Source organism: Novosphingobium flavum (assembly GCF_014230315.1).
In the GTDB taxonomy this organism is placed as follows: Bacteria; Pseudomonadota; Alphaproteobacteria; order Sphingomonadales; family Sphingomonadaceae; genus Novosphingobium; species Novosphingobium flavum.
The window spans coordinates 36242-55021 of record NZ_JACLAW010000012.1 but is presented as its reverse complement, the minus strand read 5'-3'; the positions used below and the strand labels follow the sequence as shown (position 1 = coordinate 55021).

Below are 18780 nucleotides of genomic sequence, written 5' to 3'. Positions count from 1 at the left end.
ATCCTGACCATGGCCCGGCGCCCCGTCCGTCACGCTGCCACCTGCCTTGCCGGCAGCGCCGTGCTGGCGCTCGCGGTACCGGCCGCCCGCGCGGCGGACGGGGCGGCTGACGGCGTGCCGGGCAATCCGCCTGCCGCCACCGAATTCGATCCCGCCTTCCTCCACGGCACGGGCGGCCGCGCGGTAGACGTCTCGCGCTTCGAGCGCGGCAACGCGGTCCTTCCGGGCGACTACCTCGTCGACCTCGTGGTCAACGGCACCTATGTCGATCGCCTCCACGTGGCCTTCCGCGCCCAGCCGGACGGCGATGCGCGGCCCTGCCTCACCCCGTCGCTGCTCGAGATCGCCGGGCTGGTTCCCGCCGCGCTCCCGCGCGAGGCGCGCGGCAAGCTGGCCGCCGCGCCCGCCGGGTCCTGCGTCGATCTCGCCAGCCTGTCGGACGAGATCCGCGCCAGCTTCGACCAGTCGCGCCTCGCCCTCGCGCTGAGCGTGCCGCAGCAATTCCTGTCGCGCGCGCCGCGCGGCTATGTCGGCCCCGATGCCTGGAACAAGGGGATCGATTCGGCGACCCTGCGCTACGACCTCAACTTCTTTCACACCGATACCAGCGCGGCGGTCGCCAATTCGCTTTACCTCAGGATGGATGCCGGGCTGAACCTCGGCACCTGGCACCTGCGGCAGAGCTTCACCATCACCGCCGACAATGACCGCACCCGCTACGACGGGATCGCCACTTACCTCGTTCACGACCTCCCCGCGCTGGAAAGCCGCCTCGTCATCGGCGATGCCTTCACCGACGGGGCCGTGTTCGACAGCTTCGCCATGCGCGGCGTCATGCTCGGAACCGACGACCGGATGCGGCCGGATTCGCGCGCCGGCTATGCCCCCACGGTGCGCGGAATCGCCCGCACCAATGCCCGGCTGCGGATCGTCCAGAACGGCGTGGTTCTGCTCGAAACCACGGTCCCGCCGGGCCCGTTCGAGATCGACGACCTCTATCCCACCGGCTACGGCGGCGACCTCGAGGTGACCGTGCTCGAGGCCGACGGCAGCCGCCAGTCATTCACCGTGCCCTATGCCGCCCTGCCGCAGATGTTGCGCCCGGGGGTCATGCGCTATGGCCTGGCAGGCGGGGAATACCGCGACAACGGGATCGCCACGGGCGAGGATTTCTTCCAGCTGACCCTGCAATATGGCCTGTCCAACGCCCTGACCGGCTATGGCGGCGTGCAGTTCGCCGGAAACTATGCCGCCGGCCTTGTCGGCGCCTCGCTCAACACCCCGCTCGGCGCGCTTGCGCTCGATGCCACGATCGCCCGCACCGATCCGCCCGGCCAGCCCCGTACACAGGGCACGTCGATCCGCGCCAGCCTGGCCAAGACCCTGACCCCCACCCAGACCACGCTGTCCTTCGCGGGCTACCGCTATTCCTCCAGCGGGTTCTACAGCCTGCAGGATGCACTGCGCGCACGGCTCGGCCGCTTTTCACTCGCTCGCCAGCGCGAGAGGATGCAGGTCAATGTCAGCCAGAAGCTCCCGGGCACGGGCGGCAACCTCTATTTCACCGGCAGCACAACTCGCTACTGGGGCCAGTCCGGCCAGGTCCTCGCGCTGCAGGCGGGCTACAACAATTCCGCGCGGCTGCTCGATCGCAGCGTCAACTACGGCTGGTCCTATGTCCACCAGAAGGACGAGGTCAGCGGGCGCGACGACGACCGCGCCCTGGTCACCATCGCCTTCGGGCTCGGCAGCGGGCCGAACGCGCCGCAGGTCTCGGCCAATGTGTCCCATGCCTCGGGCACGGGGCAGGGCGGCGACGCGGCGGGCCAGATCTCGGTCTCGGGCACGCTCGGTCCGGGGGCGCGGCTGAGCTATGGCCTGATCGCCACGGCCATGCCCGATTTCACCGCGCTCGGAGTGAACCTGGGCTATACCGGCAAGCGCACGACGCTGTCGGGCTCGGCCAGCGTCGGCAGCGGCTTTCGCCAGGCCTCGTTCGGGATGAGCGGCGGGGTCGTCGTCCACGCCGGCGGGATCACCTTCGCCAACCGGCTGGAAGATACCGTGGCCCTCGTCCACGCGCCGGGCGCGAAGGGCGCGGCCGTCAAGGCCGCGCTGGGGATCGAGGTGGACGGCAAGGGCTTTGCCGTGGTGCCCTATATCCGCCCCTACCGGATCAACGAGATCGCGCTCGACCCGGAAGGGCTGCCGCTCGATGTCACCCTCTCGGCCACCAGCCGCCGGATCGCCCCGCGCGCCGACACGGTCGCGTTGGTCCGCTTCGATACTTCGGCCGGGCAGGCGCTGGTCTTCCGCGTCACCCTGCCCGACGGCAGCGATGCCCCGTTCGGCGCCGCCGTGCTTGACAGCGCCGGGCACGACGTCGGCGTGGTCGGACAGGGAGGCCAGGTGTTCCTGCGCAGCGAGGCACTGTCCGGCCGCCTCACCGTGCGCTGGAACGAGGGCGCGGACGGGTCCTGCCGCTTCGCCTATGCTTTCGACGCGGCCGCCCCGGCGGGGCCGATCATTCGCAACGCAGACCAGGTCTGCCGTCCGCTGTCCCCGGAGAATCCGGCATGACCCAGTTCGCTCGCCTCCTGTCCGTCCTCGGCAGCTTCCTGCTGATGCTACTCGCCAGTGTCCCGGCCCATGCGATCTCGCTGCAGTTCGCCCCGGCCGCGCTCGCCCTCAGCCCCGGCGGACCCTACTCGTCGGCGCGCGACAAGCCGGTCGGCACGGTGATCGCCACGGCCAGCTCCACCCTTTCGGCCACCGACATCTCCGCACTGGGCTGCGCGGTGACCGCGCTGATGCTCTCGGGCTCACCCGCCAGCGGCAATACCTTCACCACCGGGGTCGCCGGGCTGGGGGTCAATCTCTACTACACCAGCGGCGGATCGCGCATCCAGATCACGCCCGGCATTCAGGCCAGCATCATCGCCACTCTCGGCGGCCCCGGCACGGTAACCGCGATCGAGGCAGACCTGATCGTGACCGGGCAGGTCGGCTCGGGCACCATGTCCAGCCTGCCGAGCGTGACCGTGACCTTCCTGGCAGCGGGCCTGGGCTGCGGCGTGCTCAACCTCGGGCTCAAGACCCTGACCGTGACCGCCACCGACGCTACCGTGGCGGGCCTGTCCTGCACGGTCACCACGCCTTCGCTGTCAGTCGCCCTGCCGCGCGTCTCGGCCTCGACGCTGGCCAGCGCCGGGACAACCGCCGGGGCAACGCGCCTGCGCGTCGGGCTCAATTGCGCCAGCACCGGGGCCAACGTCTACGTGACCTTCACCGATGCCAACAATGCCGCGAACCGCACGACCAGCCTCAGCCTCGGCGCGTCCTCGACCGCGTCCAACGTGGCGATCCAGCTGCTGCGCGATGATGGCAATCTGGTCGCCTATGGCCCGGATTCCGCCGCGACCGGCAATACCAACCAGCTCCTCGTCGGCCCCTCGGCCTCGGTCACCGGCATCCCGCTGACCGCGCGCTACGTGGCGACAGGTGCCGCCACGCCGGGGTCGGTGAGCGCGGCGGCGACCTTCACGATGAGCTACCAGTGAGCGGCTAGCGGCGGCGCAGCGCGGCCATCACGTCGCGCCACGAGACCAGCTTGAAGTTCTGCGCAGCCGCGCCGTTATGCCCGTCCTGCGCCACGAACAGGCCGTCCGGGTAAATCGCGCCGAAGCGGCCCGGCATGGCGGCGATACCATCGGTCTCCTCCGTCGCGCCGAACTTTCCGGCGGCGATGCGGAAGCGCCCGGCAGGGGTCATGCCGGGCAGGCGGTAAAGCGCATAGGCATTATCGCCCTGGCTCGAGGCGATCAGCCAGCCGCCCCGCGCGCCGACCGGTAACAGCGTCAGCCCCTCGGTATCGGCCACGAGCTGGCGCCCGTCCGCCTCGGCCACCAGCGCGCCCTTGCGGCTGGCCGGGTCGGTCGAAAAGGCCCAGATGCCGCGGTCCTCCTCCCCGACGTAGAGCGTGCCGCTGCGCGGATCGACCACGCAGCCCTCGGTCTGGGTCGCAAGCTGGAGGCTGCGCACGATCCTGCCCTCGGCCCGGCCCCCCGCCCCCTCGCCTGCCAACGCGATCCGCACCTGCTGGATGGCGCCATGCTTGAGAATGGAAAAGGCTTCGAGCCCGTCCTTGCCGGCCACGAGGCAGACCCCATAGGCCTCGCCCGCCCCGCCGCTGACGCTGCCGAGCGAAACCAGCCGCGCACCGGCCGTGTCGAGCCGGTAGACCTGCAGTTTCGCCGCCGCCACGTCGTTCCGGTCGCTCGCCACCACGATCACCCCGCGCGGACCAAGGTCGACCAGATCGACATTGTTGACCCGCCCGGCCGGGACATAGGACCGCGGCTTGCCGTCGAGGCCATAGACATGCAGCCCCGCCTTCTTGTCGGTGGCGACGATCAGGCTGTCCGCCGGGCGCAGCGGATTGCGCCAGATCGCCGGATCGTCGGCCGCATCGCCCCGCGCCGTGTCGACCGGGACGGTCTCGGCGCGGGCCGTGACCTGCACGGCCGGGAGCGAAGTCCCGGCCGTGCCCGCCGCCGCTTGGCCCGCAAGAGCCAATGCAAGCGCGATCCCCATCAGAAGTTCACCCGCACGCCGCCGCTGAAGCGCCGCCCGAAGCGTTCCCACTCGATCGTCTGGCTCTTGATCATCGCCGTGGGCGTGCCCCTCGCAGTGAGGATGCCCGCCGGATCGGAGAAGCGCCGCCCCGGCTGGTTGAGCAGGTTCGAGGCATCGAAATAGACCTCGACATTGCGATTGATCGCATAGCGCGCCGAGAAATCCAGTTCGTCATCGGCATCCCAGTAGGTATCGCCGCCTTGCGTATCATCGTCAGCCATGGCGTCCAGCCACAGGCTGCGGCGCTGATACTGCAGACGAGCCGACAGACCATACTTCTCGTAGTAGACGCCCACGTTGTAGACCGAGTCCGACGTATTGGGCAGGCGGACCTTTCGTGCCGCCACTGCCTGCGTGACGGCGGTCGTCGTGACCCCGCCCGTGGTCGTACTGGTAACATTGTAATAGGCCGGCTTGGTCACTTCGCTGTCGTTCAGGGTCAGGTTGGCGCTGATCCCGAAGCCACCCATCCAATCCGGCAAGCCGAGGCTCCGGGTCCACGGCTCCAACTGGACCTGGGCGGCGACCTCCATGCCGTAAAGGCGTCCGTCGCCGCCGTTGACGATGCCGGAATAGATGTAACGGGAACGATCAACCCCGTCGCTGTTAAGCGACGTCGAACCGAACGAGCGCGTCGAGGTGTAGAGTACGTTCGACACCTTTTTGTAGAACGCGCCGATCGAGATGTAGCCCTGAGGGCGCACATACCACTCGAAGTAGGCGTCCAGGCCCTTCGCACGCTCCGGCTTCACCGCCGGGTTTCCGCCCGAAACGGTCTGGTTGAGATCCGAATAGGTGACGTTGGGACGCATCTGGTCATAGTCGGCCCGCGCTGCGCCGGTATTGAACGAAAGGCGCAGCTTCTTGGTGTCGTCCAGATTGTAGTTGAGGTGCAAGCTGGGGAACACCATGGTCTGGCCGGACTCTGCCGTAATCAGCTTGGAAACGGAGTTTGTCACGGCATAGGCGATGCCGCGATTGGTCACTCGCTCCACCCGGACGCCGCCGATCAGCGATCCCCAATCATACCGCACGGTGCCCATCACGTAACCAGCCAGAACCTGTTCGCGCACGTCGTAGAAGTTCGCATTGACCGGCGTCAGCGCAAAGCTGGCGCGAGCGGCATCGGCAACGGCCTTCATCTTCGCGGTATCGAAGTAGTTGAAGGTGTAGCCGAGGTAGAGCTTGCCCATGAACGGCTGACTGATGGAGAACTGGTTGTAGTCGGTCGGAATGCCCACAGTGGCATACTGGGCCGCCGTGTTGAGCGACAGGGTCTTTTCGTCGACTACCTTGGTCCGTTGATCGAACTGCACACCGGCCTTGAAGGTGGCGTCCCCACCGAAGAGAGGCATATCGCGTGAAACAGCCAGGCGCCCGGTATAGGCCGTGGTCGTGTCCACGGCATCAGTGAAGGTGATGCCGCCCAGCGGCTTGTTGAAGGTGTCGATCGCAGTAACCTGGGTCCCGGCCGAATATTGGGTCGGGCTGCCGCTGGCCAGCGTGGTGTAGAGCGTCAAGCGCGAGATGCCCGGATCGGAGAAATCGTAACCCACCGTCGGGCGCAGAGTCCGAGTGCCGGGGCTGTTCCACGAAGCTTCGCCAAGCACCGTGCGGTCATCCTTGGAGACCGTGTAGTTGCCCAGCCAGTTCACTTTCCAGCCGCCGGCCAGTTCGTGCGTACCTTCGAGCGTGTTGGTGAAGATCGACTGCTTGAATGCCCGCAAGGTTGACCGTTGGCGGATGTCGATGCCGTAGATGGTGCCCTTCATCGGGGTGTTGCCAACACACACGTCTGCAAAGCCCGAGGTGGTGGGCGAGGGGTTCACCGTGGTCGAGCAGGATGCGGTATTGGCCACAAGCGCGTTGCGCTGGTCATCCATATCGAAGCGATAGTTGTCACGCGCCTCGTCGTCGGTGAAAATGGTATAGATCGACCGCAGCGAGATCGTGTTGTTTGCATCCGGCTTCCAGTCGGCCCGGCCGGAAACCGACCAGTTCTTGCGGGTCAGGCGGTAGAGCTTGTTCTCGCTTTCCACGACCCAATACCGGGTCTCGTTGCCCGGCCGCGAGTCTTCTGGAGAAATCTTCTCCCAGTCGTTCTCGAAGTTGTCGGTGATCATGTTGCGCTCGTAGTACGAGCCGGACACCAGCACGCCCAGCTCGCCGCCGCCCACGGCAAAGCGGTCGGAGAGGACCAGCGAGCCCTCGTATTCCGGGCGCTTGCCATATTCGGCCTGGCCGTAGCCGGCCTTTCCGGCAAGGTGGAAGCCCGAATAGTCGAAGGCCGAACGGGTCACGATGTTGACGTTGCCGGCCACCGTCTCGCCCGGCATGTCCGGCGTCACCGCCTTCGAAACGACGATCTGCTTCGCGATCGCGGAGGGCACCGAGTCGAACCGCGCGTCGCGCCCTTCGGGGCTGACCACGTTGATCCCGTCGAAGCTCAGCGTGGTCCAGGTCTTGGGCGCGCCGCGCAGCGAGATGTAGCGGGCCTGGCCCTGGTCGCGCTCGACCGCGACGCCCGGCAGGCGGCCGGTGGCCTGGGCGATGTTCTGGTCAGGCAGGCGGCCGACGCTGTCCGAGGCGGCGACGGTCACCAGCGAGTCCGAATTCTTCTGCACTTCCAGCGCGGCGGCTTCGGATTCGGCGATCGGCCGGCTGCCGTTGACGACGATCTCGGCATCGGCCGCTTCGGCTTCAGCCTCGGCGGCGTGGGCCGACGAAGCGGCGAAGACGCAGAGCGCGGCGGAGCAGAACAGGACGGACTTGAACGATCCCGCGCGAGGACGGGCGGAGAGACGAGACATTCGGAAACCCCCAACATTACAGATGCGTAATGTCAGCGGCCGCTAAGAGGCCCCGGTTACAGCTTGCCGACGATTGCAAGACAGCCGCGTGTCAGCCTTGTCGTAAACGGGCTCTCAGGCCGCCCGGTAACCGATCCCCGGCTCGTTGCGGATCAGCATGGGCTGGGCCGGGTCTTCCTCCAGCTTGAGCCGGAGGGCGCGGACCACCACGCGCAGGTATTCCACGTCGTCGCGGTGCGCCTTGCCCCAGACCTGCTCGAGCAGTTCGGCATGAGTGACGATCCGCCCCCCGGCGGTGAGCAGGACCCTGAGCACGGCGAATTCCTTGGGGGTCAGCGCCACCGGCTCGCCGGAGAGGCGCACCGCGTGGCGCGGAATGTCCAGCTCCACCGGCCCGTGGACCAGCACCCCGCCCGCACCGACCGTCGCCCCCGCCGCCCGCAGCGCCGCGCGCAGGCGGGCGAGCAGTTCGTCGCCGTCGAACGGCTTGGTCACATAGTCGCTGGCACCAAGATCGAGCGCGGCGACCTTTTCCGCCACGTCGCCGCGCGCGGTGAGCACGATCACCGGCAGCCCTGCGCGCGCCCTGAACAGCGGGATCAGTTCGAGCCCGTCGCGGTCGGGCAGGCCAAGGTCGAGCAGCACCGCGTCGATCTGCCCGCGCCCCAGCGCGGCGAGCGCGGACTGGCCGTCCGCCGCCGTCACCGCCTCGTGCCCGTCGCGCGCCAGCACGGCGCCGATCAGGCGCAGGATGGCGGGCTCGTCGTCGACGCAGAGGATGCGGCTCATGGCGCCGCCGCGCCGCGACTGGGCGGCAGGATCAGGGCGAAGCGGGCCCCGCCAAGCGGCGATTCGTCGAGCGTCACGGTCATCCCCATGGCTTCGGCAAAGCCCCGCACGATGGCAAGCCCCAGCCCGCTGCCCGCACGGTCGCTGCCTTCGAGCCGGGCGAAGCGCTCGAACACCCGCGCCCGCTCCGCCTCGGGAATGCCGGGGCCGTCGTCCTCGACCGTGAGCATCACGCCCGTCCCGCGCGCCGCGCCGGCGATGGTCACCACCCCGCGCGCATGGCGCAGGGCATTGTCGATCAGGTTGACGAGGACATGGCCGAGCAGGACCGGGTCGGCTGCCACGAAGGGCAGGTCCGCCGGCACGCGCCGCTCCAGCCTCACCCCCTCGGGCACGGCCAGCCCGGCACAGGCCGCGGCCACGGCATCGACCGGATCGACGCTCTCGATCCGCGGCACGAGCGAGCCTTCTTCGATCCGCGCCGCGCCGAGCAGGTCGCTCATCGTTCGGTCGAGCCGCCGCGCCGCCTCCAGCGCCTCGCGCGCCTCGGCGCTCGTCGCGCCGAGCTGTTCGAGCCGCCCGGTGATCACGGTCAGCGGCGTGCGGAAATCGTGGGCGAGCGAGGCGAGGAAGGTGCGCCGCAGGCGCTCGCTCTCCTCCAGGACCGCACGGCCGCGCAGCGCCGTTTCCAGCTCAGCCCGGTCGCGGCACTGGCCAAGCAGCAGGCAGAGCTGGGCGAGATGCTCCAGCTCGGCCTCGCTCCGGGTGGTGCCGGTGGCGGGCCGCGCAATCGCGGCGACCGGGGCGCCAAGCCGGTTCTTCGGCGCGAGCGGGAAGAAGGTCCATTCGGCCGCCGGCATGATCTCGGTGCCGTGGCCGGTCCAGTCGCGGTTGTGCAGGGCCCAGCCGGCCGCCGCCTGATCGAGCGAGGACAGCGCGCCATCGCCGCCGGCCGCCTCTGCCTCGTCCAGCAGGCGGATCGCGCCGTAGCGCTCCGTCAGCCAGGCGATCCCGGCGGTCAGTGCCGGGCCGGGCGCCCCCTCGGCAAGGACGGCGGCAAGGGCCGCGGCCTCGTCGCTGCAACGCGCCCGCTCCAGCGCCTCGGCCTCGCGCGCCTTGAGCCGGGTTGCGAGGCGGCTGGTAACGATCGCCACGGCGCCGAGCACGAAGACGCTGACGAGGTTTTCCAGCTCGTGGACGCGGAAGGTATAGCGCGGCTCGAGCAGGAAGAAGTTGTAGGCCGCCGCCCCGCCAAGCGCCGCGACCAGCCCCGGCCCGACCCCGCCGACACTGGCGGCGAGCAGGACCGGGAGCAGGAACAGCAGGGCCGCCGAAGTCAGTCCCAGCACCGGCAGCAGGGCCGCGCTCAGCCAGCTCACCCCCGCCACGGCCGCGAGGGCAATGGCCGATGCGGCCAGCGGGCCCAATGCAGCGAGCGGGGAAGAGGCGGCGCGGGACATTACATGGCCTCTATAGCTCGATCTGGCTGCCAAGTTCGACCACCCGGTTCGGCGGGATCGCGAAATAGGCGGTGGGATCGGCGGCGTTGCGATGGAGGAACATGTAGAGCACCGTCATCCATCGCGGCAACAGGGGCTTCCTCGCAAAGCGGATCGCACTGCGCCCGACGAAGAACGACGTGCCCCCCTTGGCCGACAGCAGGCCGCCGCCCTGCGGTCCGGGATGGCGGGCCAGGTCGCTCGGCAAGTCGACCTTGTCCATGTAGCCATAGCGCAGGCGAACGCGGGTGAAGCGCTCGTCCAGCACCTCGAGCTTCACCCGCTCCGCCGGGTCGACCCAGGGCGTGTTGACCGTCTCGACCTTGAGCAGGATCGAGCAGCGGTGCAGCGCCTTGTTGTGCTTGAGGTTGTGCAGCAGGGCCGAGGGCGCCACCTCCGGGTCCTGGGTGAGGAAGACCGCCGTGCCCTCCACGATCACCGGCGGGCGAACCGCCAGCGCGGCGGCAAGGTCGGCCATGGCCACACCCTGCTCGCGCGCCCGTTCGAGAGAGACGCGGCGCCCCCGCAGCCAGGTGTAGATCACCGTGCCGACCATGGCCGCGACCAGCAGCGGCACCCAGCCGCCCTCGGTCACGCGCAGGATGTTGGCGCCGAAGAAGAACAGGTCGAGGCAGAGGAACGGGGCGATCAGCAGGGCGGCCCAGACCGGTTCCCACTTCCAGTATTTCCACGCGATGATGAAGGAGAGGCAAGTGGTCACCACCATGGTCCCGGTCACGGCGATGCCATAGGCCGCCGCCATCGAGGACGACGAGCGGAAGCCGAAGACCAGCGCGATCACCCCCGCCAGCACGCCCCAGTTGACCGCCGGCATGTAGATCTGCCCAACCTGCGCGGCAGAGGTCTGGCGGATGGTCATACGCGGCAACAGGCCGAGCGCGATGGCCTGGTGGCTGAGCGAGAAAGCCCCGGTGATCACCGCCTGGCTGGCGATGATCGTGGCCAGCGTGGCGAGCACCACCAGCGGCGCGCGCAGGGCATCGGGGGCCATCAGGAAGAACCAGTCCTCGTTGCCCATCAGCTGGTGGTGCGCCTCGGACACGGCGAGGTGATGCAGCGCCAGCGCGCCCTGCCCAAGGTAGTTGAGGGTGAGCGCCGGCCAGACCAGCACCAGCCAGCCAAGCTGGATCGGCTGGCGCCCGAAATGGCCCATGTCGGCAATCAGGGCCTCGGCCCCGGTCACGGTCAGAAACACCGCGCCCAGCACGAAAAGCCCGGTCACCCCGTGGCTTTCCATGAAATCGAGGCACCAGGCCGGGTTGAACGCCGCCAGCACGCCCGGATCGCGGCTGATGTGCCACAGGCCCAGACCCGCCAGCGCCGCGAACCAGACAAGACAGACCGGCCCGAACAGCCCGGCCACGCTGGCCGTGCCGCGCGGCTGGAGCGCGAAGAGCCCGACGAGGACCAGCGTCGTGGTGATCAGGATGGTGTGTTCGCCCATCCCTTCCAGCCCGGGGATCGTGCGCATGCCCTCGACCGCCGAGAGCACCGAGAGCGCCGGGGTGATGATGGCATCGCCATAGAACAGCGCCGCCCCGGTCGCGCCGAAGATCAGCACCAGCAGCCAGCGCGCACCTGTCGCACGCGAAGCGAGCGCCATCAGCGAAAGCACCCCGCCCTCGCCGTTGTTGTCCATCCGGCTGAGGAACAGGACATATTTGAGCGTGACGACCAGGATCAGCGCCCAGAGCGCAAGCGAGAGCACGCCAAGGATCTCGCCCCGGCTGATCCCGTCGGCGGCGGACTGGGCGAGCGCCTCGCGGAAGGCATAGAGCGGGCTGGTGCCGATATCGCCATAGACGACGCCGATCGCCCCGAGGGTCAGCGCCGCCAGCGAGGTGCGCGGCAGATGCGTGGATTGCGACACGAGGAATCTCCGTTGGAACGGGGATTCTCCTGCACCCTGAACGCGTTAGGGCGCGACGGGGATCGCGGCGGTCGCCCATAAGAAACCCGTAAAGGTGCCGCCCCCTGCGCGCGGGAACAAATGGAGAGTGTCTCGCGTTCGACTCGGTACGAGCCCCGCACGAAAACGGACGGCTGGGGAGTATGGACGATGACCGACAACACCATGATACGCGACCGCGACGACAGTCGGACGATGGCCGCGAGCCAGGGCTACGAACTGCGCTATTTCGCTCGCAAGCACGGCCTGACCACGGCGCAGGCGATGGACCTCATCCGCCGCATTGGCAATGACCGGGCCAAGCTCAACGAAGCGGCCGTGCGCCTGCGCCGCAGCCTGCCGCGCTCTGCGCCCAACTGATGGTAAAAATACGGCGCGGCTAGCCGCCGACCAGAACCCTGACCGCCGCCACGATGAACGTGCCGGTGATGATGACCATCGCCCCGGCGATCGACGATAAACGACCCAACCCCGTCATGGTCCGTCCTCCTCTGCCAGCATATTTATCCGTGCCCCGTGACAGGTGCGAGACCTTTGCGACGAACCGGAACAGCCCGGCGCGGCCGGCGCGCAGCCCACCGCAAACCGCCAATCCTTGCGGGAACCGATCGCCGCGCGCATGACGCGGCGCGTGAGCGAAAGCGCGAATCATCAGGGGCAGATCGCCCGCGCCCCGGCCCTGCCGGCAACTTTCCGCGCCGTACTGGCGCGTGCCCTGCGCGGCCGCTGCCCGCGCTGCGGCGAGGCGCGCCTGTTCGCCCGCTGGCTGAAGCCCGAGCCCGCCTGCCCGGCCTGCGGGCAGGACTGGTCGCACCAACGCGCCGACGATTTTCCCGCCTATATCGCGATCCTCGTCACCGGCCACCTGCTGGCCCCGGTGATCATCGCCATGGTGGCCGATTTCGACCTGTCCCCCGCCGCGGTCGCCGCGATCCTGCTGCCCTCCGCCGTGGTGATGATGCTGGCCATGCTCCAGCCGGCCAAGGGCGGCGTGATCGCCGCGCAGTGGTGGCACGGCCTCAACGGCTTCACCCGCGAGAGGCCGCCCGTCTCCTAAAGCGAATTGCGCCGGGCGATGGCGCCGAGCACGGCCGCGCTCGGCTTGGGCGCGCGGGCGAAAGTCACGGGATCGACCGTGTGCAGCCCGAACTTGACCTTGTACCCCGAAATCCACTCGAAATTGTCGAGCAGCGACCAGTGGAGATAGCCGAGCACCGGCACGCCATCGGCCATGGCGGCGCGCAGCCCGGCCAGCGCCGCCGGGATCAGATCGCAGCGGATCTGGTCTTCCACCGTGCCGACGCCGTGCTCGGTCACCATGATCGGCAACCCGCTGGCGGCATGGGCATAGCGCACCGAATTGCCGAGCGAGGGCGCATAGACCTCCGCCCCCATGTAGTTGACCGGCACCCCGGCGGGGGTCGGCAGCTTGCCCGAAGCGGTCCAGACCTGCCGCTCGTAATTCTGCACGCCAAGGAAATCGTCGCCCTTCACCGCCGCCAGCCACGGGCCGTAAAGGTGATCGCGCATCTTGTCCCGGATCGAATCCTTGCCCGCCGCCTGATCATCGAACATCGACAGGCTGACGCCGACCGGAAGATCCGGCCGCACCGCCTTGATCGCCTCGCGGCCGGCCTTGTGCCCGGCGATCAGGTTGGTCGTGGCAAGGTCGATCTGGTCGATCTCGATCGCATTGCCGGCGGCGAAGGTCGCGCTGCCCGCCGCCCTGGCGCCCGCCACCAGCATCTCGTGCTGGGCGGCAACCACCTGCGGCGGCAGGACCACGCGCAGGATGTTCATGATGTTGGGCTCGTTCAGGGTCGTCGCATGGTCGATCCCGGCGGCAAGGTGCCGCGCCGCCCGGTCGCAGAACCGCGCGAAGCTGGCGGCCGAGCCGGGGTGAGTCCAGCCGCCGCGCGCCGCGAACCAGCGCGGGGTGGTATAGTGGTTGAAGGTGACGATGGGGCGCAGGCCGCGCTCGCGGCAACCCTCGATCATCGCCTTGTAGTGATCGAGCATGGCCATAGAGAACAGGCCTTCCTCCGGCTCGATCCGCGGCCATTCGAGGCTGAAGCGATAGGAATTGAGCCCCATCGCCTTCACCAGATCAAGATCGGTGCGCCACAGCATGAACGAGTTGCAGGCATCGCGCGATGGCTCGGCGAACAGCGTCGGCTTGACGTTCTCCAGCACCCAGCAGTCAGAATTGACGTTGTTGCCCTCGACCTGATGGCCGGCCGTAGCCGTGCCCCAGATAAAGCCCGCCGGGAAGGCAGGCGGCACCTTCACGGCCGCTTTGGCGAAGGCCGGAGTTCCGGCGGCGAGGCCTGAGGCCAGCCCCGATGCCATCAGGGTGCGGCGGTCGATCATTGTCTTCTCCCTTGGTCGGTCGTCTTTTCGCGCCTAGCGGGTACGCAGGGCGAGACGGGTAATGGTGGCGCCGAGCACCGCCCCGAAGGCGAGCTTGAGCGCGAGGGCTGCCGCCCCGTCGATGGACTGGGCCAGCCGCGCGCAGGCAAGGCCCAGAATGCCGCCCAGCGCGAGCGCGCACAGGGCATAGGCCAGCGCGGCCAGAACGATCGCGCGCACCGGCCGCATGGCGGTTCCGGCAGCGCGGGCCACGGCGCGGCGCTCCACCAGAACCGGCACCAGCGCGCTCATCAGCGCGACCATGCCCGCCTGCGGCAGGAAATCGATCGCCAGCCGGTCCGGCCAGCCCCAGGCGAGGCGGCGACCGGGCAGGCCAAACACGGCGAGGAAAAAGCCAAGGCTGAACACTGCGTTGATCGCCGCGCTCAGCGCCATGTTGCGGCGGACCAGCGCGCGAAGCGCTGCCCTGTCAACCACAGCAATCGCTCACGAAAGCGGCGATCTCGCCCTCCAGCCGCCGGTCCGCCGTGCCGAGGTGCATGGCCATGGTGTAATGGTTGTGGCCCGACGCATAGTGACAGCGCGGCAGGGCGCCGTGGCGCTCCAGCCGCTCGGCGATCAGGCCCGCCCACTCGGCCTGGAAGCGCGGCGGATCGAACTGGGCGCAGGCCAGCAGCAGCGGCAATCCGGTCCCGGCCACGGCCTCGCGCGGCATCCGCTCGGGATAGAGCGCCTCCTCGCCGTAATAGAGCCCGTCGCGCCCGTCGAGCGGAGTATACCCGTAGAGCCCCGAGAGCAGGACAAGGCCGCGCGCGGCAAGGTCCGGCCGCAGCTTGAGCGCCCCGGCGCAGTGCACCGCGCCCGCCGAAGTGCCGATCAGCACGATCCGCTCGGGATCGCCGCCATGCTGCGCGGCGTTGTCACGCAGCCAATCGAATGCCGCCAGCACGTCCTCGCTACCCGCCGGCCATTGATGATCGGGGGCAAGGCGATAGTTGATCACCGCCCCCAGCCAGCCACGCTCGGCCGCCATCCGGCCGACCGCGGCGTTGGGCCAGCGCCCCTCGCCGCCCTTGTCGCCCATCAAGAAACCGCCGCCGTGGACGAACAGGAGCACCGGACGCAGGTCCGTCCCTGCTCCGCCGCCGTAAAGATCAAGACGGTGGCGTTCATGCGGGCCATAGGCACAGTCGCTCGCGGCAACCGGGACGCGGGCGGCGAGCAACTGCTGCTCGCCGTCAAACAGGGCGCGGCACCGCTCCAGCACGTCGGGACCCAGCCTCGTGCCCAAAGCGGCGATGGCCTTCCGGATCGCTTGCTGGCCCATCTCCCCGTGCCCTCTCCTAGTTGCAGCCGAGCGCAAACGACGACAGGTCCCGCGCAAGGTCCACCGGTCCGGCATAGGCCGTGCCCACCCCGCCGCGCAGCGCGGATTCAGAAGGTGCGAGCGGGCCCGGCACGGCAAAGTGCGTGAGCACGACCCGCCGCGCCCCGGCCTCGGCCGCCATGCGCCCGATCTCCTCGGGGCGCAGGTGGTGGGTCGAGAGGTGGCGGGCCATGTCGGTCAGCATCTGCGGCGAGGCATCGGCGCGGCGCTGGCGAATCTCGGCGATCAGCTGGTCGAGCGCGATAACCTCGGAGACCAGCATGTCAGTGCCGCGCGCGAGCGCGGTGACCGCCGGGCTCGGACCGGTATCGCCGGTATAGGTGATCGAACGGGCGCCGATCTGAAAGCGGAAGCTGAGCGACTGTGGCTCGTCCGGCGCGCGCGGGCCGGGATGATCGAAATGGCTGTTGGCGGCGGCGTGGACGGTCATCCCGCCCAGCTCGACCGTGTCGCCGTCCTTCATTTCCAACACCCGCACCGATCCGGCCGGCGGCAGCGGCGCCGCGCCGAGGCCAAAGCCGATCCGCGCCTGCGGCTGGAGCGAGGCGACGATGCCGTCGACCATTTGGCGAGTGCCGACCGGGCCATAGACGGTCAGCACGCCCGGAAACTGGTTCATCCAGCGCAGCGCGATAACCGCGGCCAGCCCGCCGGTGTGATCGCTGTGATGGTGGCTGATGAAGACCGCGCCGATCGCGCCAAGATCGAGACCCTGCCGGGCGAGCTGATTGACCGTGCCGTCTCCGGTATCGACGAGATAGGCCCCCTCGCCCGCCACCAGCAGGTTGGCCGGTTCGCCGCGCTCGGCGGTCGGCACCGGGCCGCCCGCCGTGCCCAGCGTGGTCCAGCGCAGCGCCGGGCAGGCCCCGGGCTGGGCCGGGCTCGGAGCGGCGGCGAGCGCCGCCGCTCCGAGCAGGGTGAGGAGGCCCGCCGGCATCAGAACTTCATCTGCGCCGAAACACCGACCGTGCGGCGGCCTTCGCGGGTCAACCAGTTGACGTAGGCGCCCGGGTTGGCGAACGGCAGGCCGATAACCGCCGAGACGAAGTGCTTGTCCAGCAGATTGCGGGCAAACACCCCGATCCGCCAGTTGCCGTCCGGATGACCGATCCCGGCATTCAGACCGATCGTGGCATAGCCCGGCTGGAAGGCATAGGCTTCGACCACGGCATACTGCACCGAGCTGCGGTAGTAGACGTTGGCTGCCCAGTCGAAGGCGAGATGATCGTTGATCGGCAGGTTGATGTTGGCGCCGAAGGTAGCGGCATACTTGGGCGCGCCCGACAGGGGTTCACCCTTGGCCTGAACCACCTTGACCGGGTTCCCGTCCCTATCAAATTGCAGCACACCGGCGGCGTCCCGCGCCTGATAGCAGGCGTAGCCAGCCTTCACCACGTTCGGGCAGGCAGTCACATAGTCGGTGAAATTCGTGTCCGAATAGGTGAAGCTGCCACTGAAGCTAAGTTCCGGGCTGACCCGCCATGACGCGTCGACCTCGAAGCCCTTGGCATCGAAGCCACCGGCGTTCTCGGTGAGGAACTCGGTGCCGTTGAAGACCGAGGTCTGAAGGTTCTTGTACTTATCCCAGAACACGTTGGCGTTGAGCGTTACCGCACGGCCGAACAACTGCGACTTGATGCCCACTGTGATGTCACGCACCGTCTGCGGATTGACCGAGGACTTGGTGCCGGTCAGGCCCGAGAAGGTCACCGTCGGCCCAAGGTAGCCACGCGCGATGGTGCCGAACAGCATCACGTCGCGAGCAGCCTTGTATTCAAGCCCAGCACGACCTGACCAGCCGGTCTTGCTGACGTTGCCAGTGGCTGCGGCCGCAGCGGAATAACCCTGGACCAAGCCCGGGATGGTGGTCGAGTAGTCTACGGTGCCAGGCAGGTAGTTCGGATCGAGAATGGAGAAATACCGGGCGCGAACCTTGTCGTTCTGAACGCGGAAACCGCCCAGGATCGCCAGTTGCTCGCTCACATGGAACTTGCCGTCGATAAACCCGGCATAGGAATCCGACTTGGTCTGAGTGTTGCCCTGACCCGCCGAGATATCGACCAGCGGGGTGGTGGCAACGGTCGTGAAGAAGGGAATCGGGGGGATCGGGGCGAACGGGAGGGCTGGGCGCAACTGGGCGCGGTTGAAGTCGTTGCCGTCACCCACTTTGCGGGTGGACAGATAGACGCCGCCGGTGAACTCCAGCATCGATCCCTTGGGCGAGGACAGGCGCAATTCCTGCGACAGGAACGACTGGTCCACGCCGGTCTGCTGCGCCGTGAAGATCGGCAGACTGGTTCCGTCGATCGCGAAGACCTGCGGACCTTCGTCCAGCCGCCGCCATGCGGTGACCGAGGTCAGATTATAGCCGCCGCCCAGTTCCTTGTTGATCTCGAGGCTCGCGCCGTAGTTCTCTTCCGAGGAGTACCCGGCATAGTCCTCGACCGACTTTTCGTTCTTGGCGCCGGGGGTAACGCCCAGCGAGGCCAGGTTGGCGAAACGTCCCTGGGTCTGCGGGTTGAAGGCGATGTCATCCGGCAGGCGGGCAAGGGTCCAAAGCTGGCCCGGGCCAGTGCGCTTGATCTTCGAATAGTCGCCGATCAGGTAGAAGCTGAGACCGTCCTGCGGCTCCCACAGCAGCTTGGCGCGCGCGCCATAGCTCTTTTCCCCGCCCCACATTTCCTTGCGATAGACGTTCTCGAGGAAGCCATCGTTGCTGCGGGTAAAGCCATAGACGGCCAGCGCGGCATTGCTCGACAGCGGCAGGTTGATGCTGGCGTTGGCGTTCACCTCGTTGAGTTCGCCATAGGAGACAAAGGCCTTGCCCGAAATGGCATCAAACTTAGGCTTGGCGCTGGTGATGTTGATCACGCCCGAGGACGCGTTCTTGCCGAACTGGGTCCCCTGCGGTCCCTTGAGCACTTCGACCCGCTCCAGATCGCCAAGGCTGTTGACCGGATTGCCGAAGGGAATGACGACGTTATCGACGACGGTGCCGACGTTCTGCTCCGAGGAGGACGAGAAACCGCCGGCAGAACCGACACCGCGCAGGCGGAAGCCGCTGTCGTTGGGCGACGAGCCGAACTGGAGGCCCGAAACCTGATACTGCAGGTCGGTGAGCTTCTGGAAGCCGCCCTTGGAAATCTGCTCGGCGCCAAGCGCGGACACAGCAAGCGGAACTTCCTGAAGTCGCTCGGCGCGGCGCGAGGCGGTGACGACGATGTCGCCGGGCGAGATCGCTGCGGAATCGCTGGCGTCGGTCTGGGCCTGCTGCGCCATGGCCGGTGCGGCCAGAGCGGCAAGGCTGATCGATGCGGCGAGATGAATCTTCCTCATGGTATACATATGATTTCTCCCTCT

Annotated in this window: 14 protein-coding genes; 4 read left to right on the top strand and 10 right to left on the bottom strand. The window is 68.2% G+C overall.

The annotated features are described in order from the left end of the window. The first annotated feature begins 9 nt into the window (after window positions 1-9). Together H7F51_RS14925 and H7F51_RS14920 are read left to right on the top strand one after the other, a co-directional pair. The gene (locus tag H7F51_RS14925) at window positions 10-2580 is read left to right on the top strand and encodes a fimbria/pilus outer membrane usher protein (RefSeq protein ID WP_185665109.1); all 2571 of its coding nucleotides are present in this window, start codon (window positions 10-12) and stop codon (window positions 2578-2580) included. Beyond that, a complete protein-coding gene (locus tag H7F51_RS14920; RefSeq protein WP_185665108.1) occupies window positions 2577-3560 on the top strand; it encodes a fimbrial protein in 984 nt (327 codons plus the stop codon). The genes H7F51_RS14925 and H7F51_RS14920 overlap by 4 nt, the downstream gene beginning before the upstream one ends. A gap of 4 nt (window positions 3561-3564) precedes the next feature. Here H7F51_RS14920 and H7F51_RS14915 read toward each other — a convergent pair whose 3' ends face one another. From H7F51_RS14915 to H7F51_RS14895, 5 genes are all read right to left on the bottom strand, one after another. Continuing rightward, a complete protein-coding gene (locus H7F51_RS14915; protein ID WP_185665107.1) occupies window positions 3565-4593 on the bottom strand; it encodes a phytase in 1029 nt (342 codons plus the stop codon). Next, window positions 4593-7445, bottom strand: coding sequence for a TonB-dependent receptor (locus H7F51_RS14910; RefSeq protein ID WP_185665106.1), 2853 nt, complete (start codon window positions 7443-7445; stop codon window positions 4593-4595). Before H7F51_RS14910 ends, H7F51_RS14915 begins: the two co-directional genes overlap by 1 nt. Before the next feature lie 114 nt (window positions 7446-7559). Next, window positions 7560-8234, bottom strand: a complete 675-nt coding sequence (locus tag H7F51_RS14905) for a response regulator transcription factor (RefSeq protein ID WP_185665105.1) — start codon at window positions 8232-8234, stop codon at window positions 7560-7562. Further along, the gene (locus H7F51_RS14900) at window positions 8231-9694 is read right to left on the bottom strand and encodes a sensor histidine kinase (protein ID WP_185665104.1); all 1464 of its coding nucleotides are present in this window, start codon (window positions 9692-9694) and stop codon (window positions 8231-8233) included. Before H7F51_RS14900 ends, H7F51_RS14905 begins: the two co-directional genes overlap by 4 nt. 10 nt (window positions 9695-9704) lie before the next feature. After that, window positions 9705-11624 carry a KUP/HAK/KT family potassium transporter gene (locus tag H7F51_RS14895; protein ID WP_185665103.1) on the bottom strand — a complete coding sequence of 640 codons (1920 nt, stop codon included), beginning with the start codon at window positions 11622-11624 and terminating at the stop codon, window positions 9705-9707. Between the two features lie 189 nt (window positions 11625-11813). Between H7F51_RS14895 and H7F51_RS14890 the strand changes: the two genes are divergently transcribed. Then, window positions 11814-12023: a DUF3606 domain-containing protein gene (locus H7F51_RS14890; protein ID WP_185665102.1), complete on the top strand. Its 210-nt coding sequence runs from the start codon at window positions 11814-11816 to the stop codon at window positions 12021-12023. 271 nt (window positions 12024-12294) lie between these two features. Then, a complete protein-coding gene (locus tag H7F51_RS14885; protein WP_343061303.1) occupies window positions 12295-12720 on the top strand; it encodes a DUF983 domain-containing protein in 426 nt (141 codons plus the stop codon). Here H7F51_RS14885 and H7F51_RS14880 read toward each other — a convergent pair. The 5 genes from H7F51_RS14880 to H7F51_RS14860 are packed head-to-tail and all read right to left on the bottom strand — an operon-like array spanning window position 12717 to window position 18765. Next, entirely contained in the window at window positions 12717-14033 is a 1317-nt protein-coding gene (locus tag H7F51_RS14880) for a family 1 glycosylhydrolase (RefSeq protein ID WP_185665100.1), read from the bottom strand. The two genes, H7F51_RS14885 and H7F51_RS14880, sit on opposite strands and share 4 nt — an antisense overlap. A 33-nt stretch (window positions 14034-14066) precedes the next feature. Next, the gene (locus H7F51_RS14875; RefSeq protein ID WP_343061302.1) at window positions 14067-14510 is read right to left on the bottom strand and encodes a hypothetical protein; all 444 of its coding nucleotides are present in this window, start codon (window positions 14508-14510) and stop codon (window positions 14067-14069) included. After that, on the bottom strand, window positions 14503-15360 hold the full coding sequence (locus tag H7F51_RS14870) for an alpha/beta hydrolase (RefSeq protein ID WP_185665099.1): 858 nt from the start codon (window positions 15358-15360) through the stop codon (window positions 14503-14505). Before H7F51_RS14870 ends, H7F51_RS14875 begins: the two co-directional genes overlap by 8 nt. Before the next feature lie 16 nt (window positions 15361-15376). After that, window positions 15377-16357 carry an MBL fold metallo-hydrolase gene (locus H7F51_RS14865; protein ID WP_185665098.1) on the bottom strand — a complete coding sequence of 327 codons (981 nt, stop codon included), beginning with the start codon at window positions 16355-16357 and terminating at the stop codon, window positions 15377-15379. Then, complete coding sequence (locus H7F51_RS14860; protein WP_246448558.1) at window positions 16357-18765, bottom strand: TonB-dependent receptor; 2409 nt, start codon at window positions 18763-18765, stop codon at window positions 16357-16359. The genes H7F51_RS14865 and H7F51_RS14860 overlap by 1 nt, the downstream gene beginning before the upstream one ends. Window positions 18766-18780 lie beyond the last annotated feature (15 nt).

What these genes read in the sequence shown, in the direction of transcription:
- H7F51_RS14900 (WP_185665104.1), bottom strand. Translation starts at nt 9,694, where the DNA reads ATGTCCCGCGCCGCCTCTTCCCCGCTCGCTGCATTGGGCCCGCTGGCC.
- H7F51_RS14860 (WP_246448558.1), bottom strand. Translation starts at nt 18,765, where the DNA reads ATGTATACCATGAGGAAGATTCATCTCGCCGCATCGATCAGCCTTGCC.
- H7F51_RS14890 (WP_185665102.1), top strand. Translation starts at nt 11,814, where the DNA reads ATGACCGACAACACCATGATACGCGACCGCGACGACAGTCGGACGATG.
- H7F51_RS14865 (WP_185665098.1), bottom strand. Translation starts at nt 16,357, where the DNA reads ATGCCGGCGGGCCTCCTCACCCTGCTCGGAGCGGCGGCGCTCGCCGCC.
- H7F51_RS14920 (WP_185665108.1), top strand. Translation starts at nt 2,577, where the DNA reads ATGACCCAGTTCGCTCGCCTCCTGTCCGTCCTCGGCAGCTTCCTGCTG.
- H7F51_RS14910 (WP_185665106.1), bottom strand. Translation starts at nt 7,445, where the DNA reads ATGTCTCGTCTCTCCGCCCGTCCTCGCGCGGGATCGTTCAAGTCCGTC.
- H7F51_RS14880 (WP_185665100.1), bottom strand. Translation starts at nt 14,033, where the DNA reads ATGATCGACCGCCGCACCCTGATGGCATCGGGGCTGGCCTCAGGCCTC.
- H7F51_RS14925 (WP_185665109.1), top strand. Translation starts at nt 10, where the DNA reads ATGGCCCGGCGCCCCGTCCGTCACGCTGCCACCTGCCTTGCCGGCAGC.
- H7F51_RS14915 (WP_185665107.1), bottom strand. Translation starts at nt 4,593, where the DNA reads ATGGGGATCGCGCTTGCATTGGCTCTTGCGGGCCAAGCGGCGGCGGGC.
- H7F51_RS14905 (WP_185665105.1), bottom strand. Translation starts at nt 8,234, where the DNA reads ATGAGCCGCATCCTCTGCGTCGACGACGAGCCCGCCATCCTGCGCCTG.
- H7F51_RS14870 (WP_185665099.1), bottom strand. Translation starts at nt 15,360, where the DNA reads ATGGGCCAGCAAGCGATCCGGAAGGCCATCGCCGCTTTGGGCACGAGG.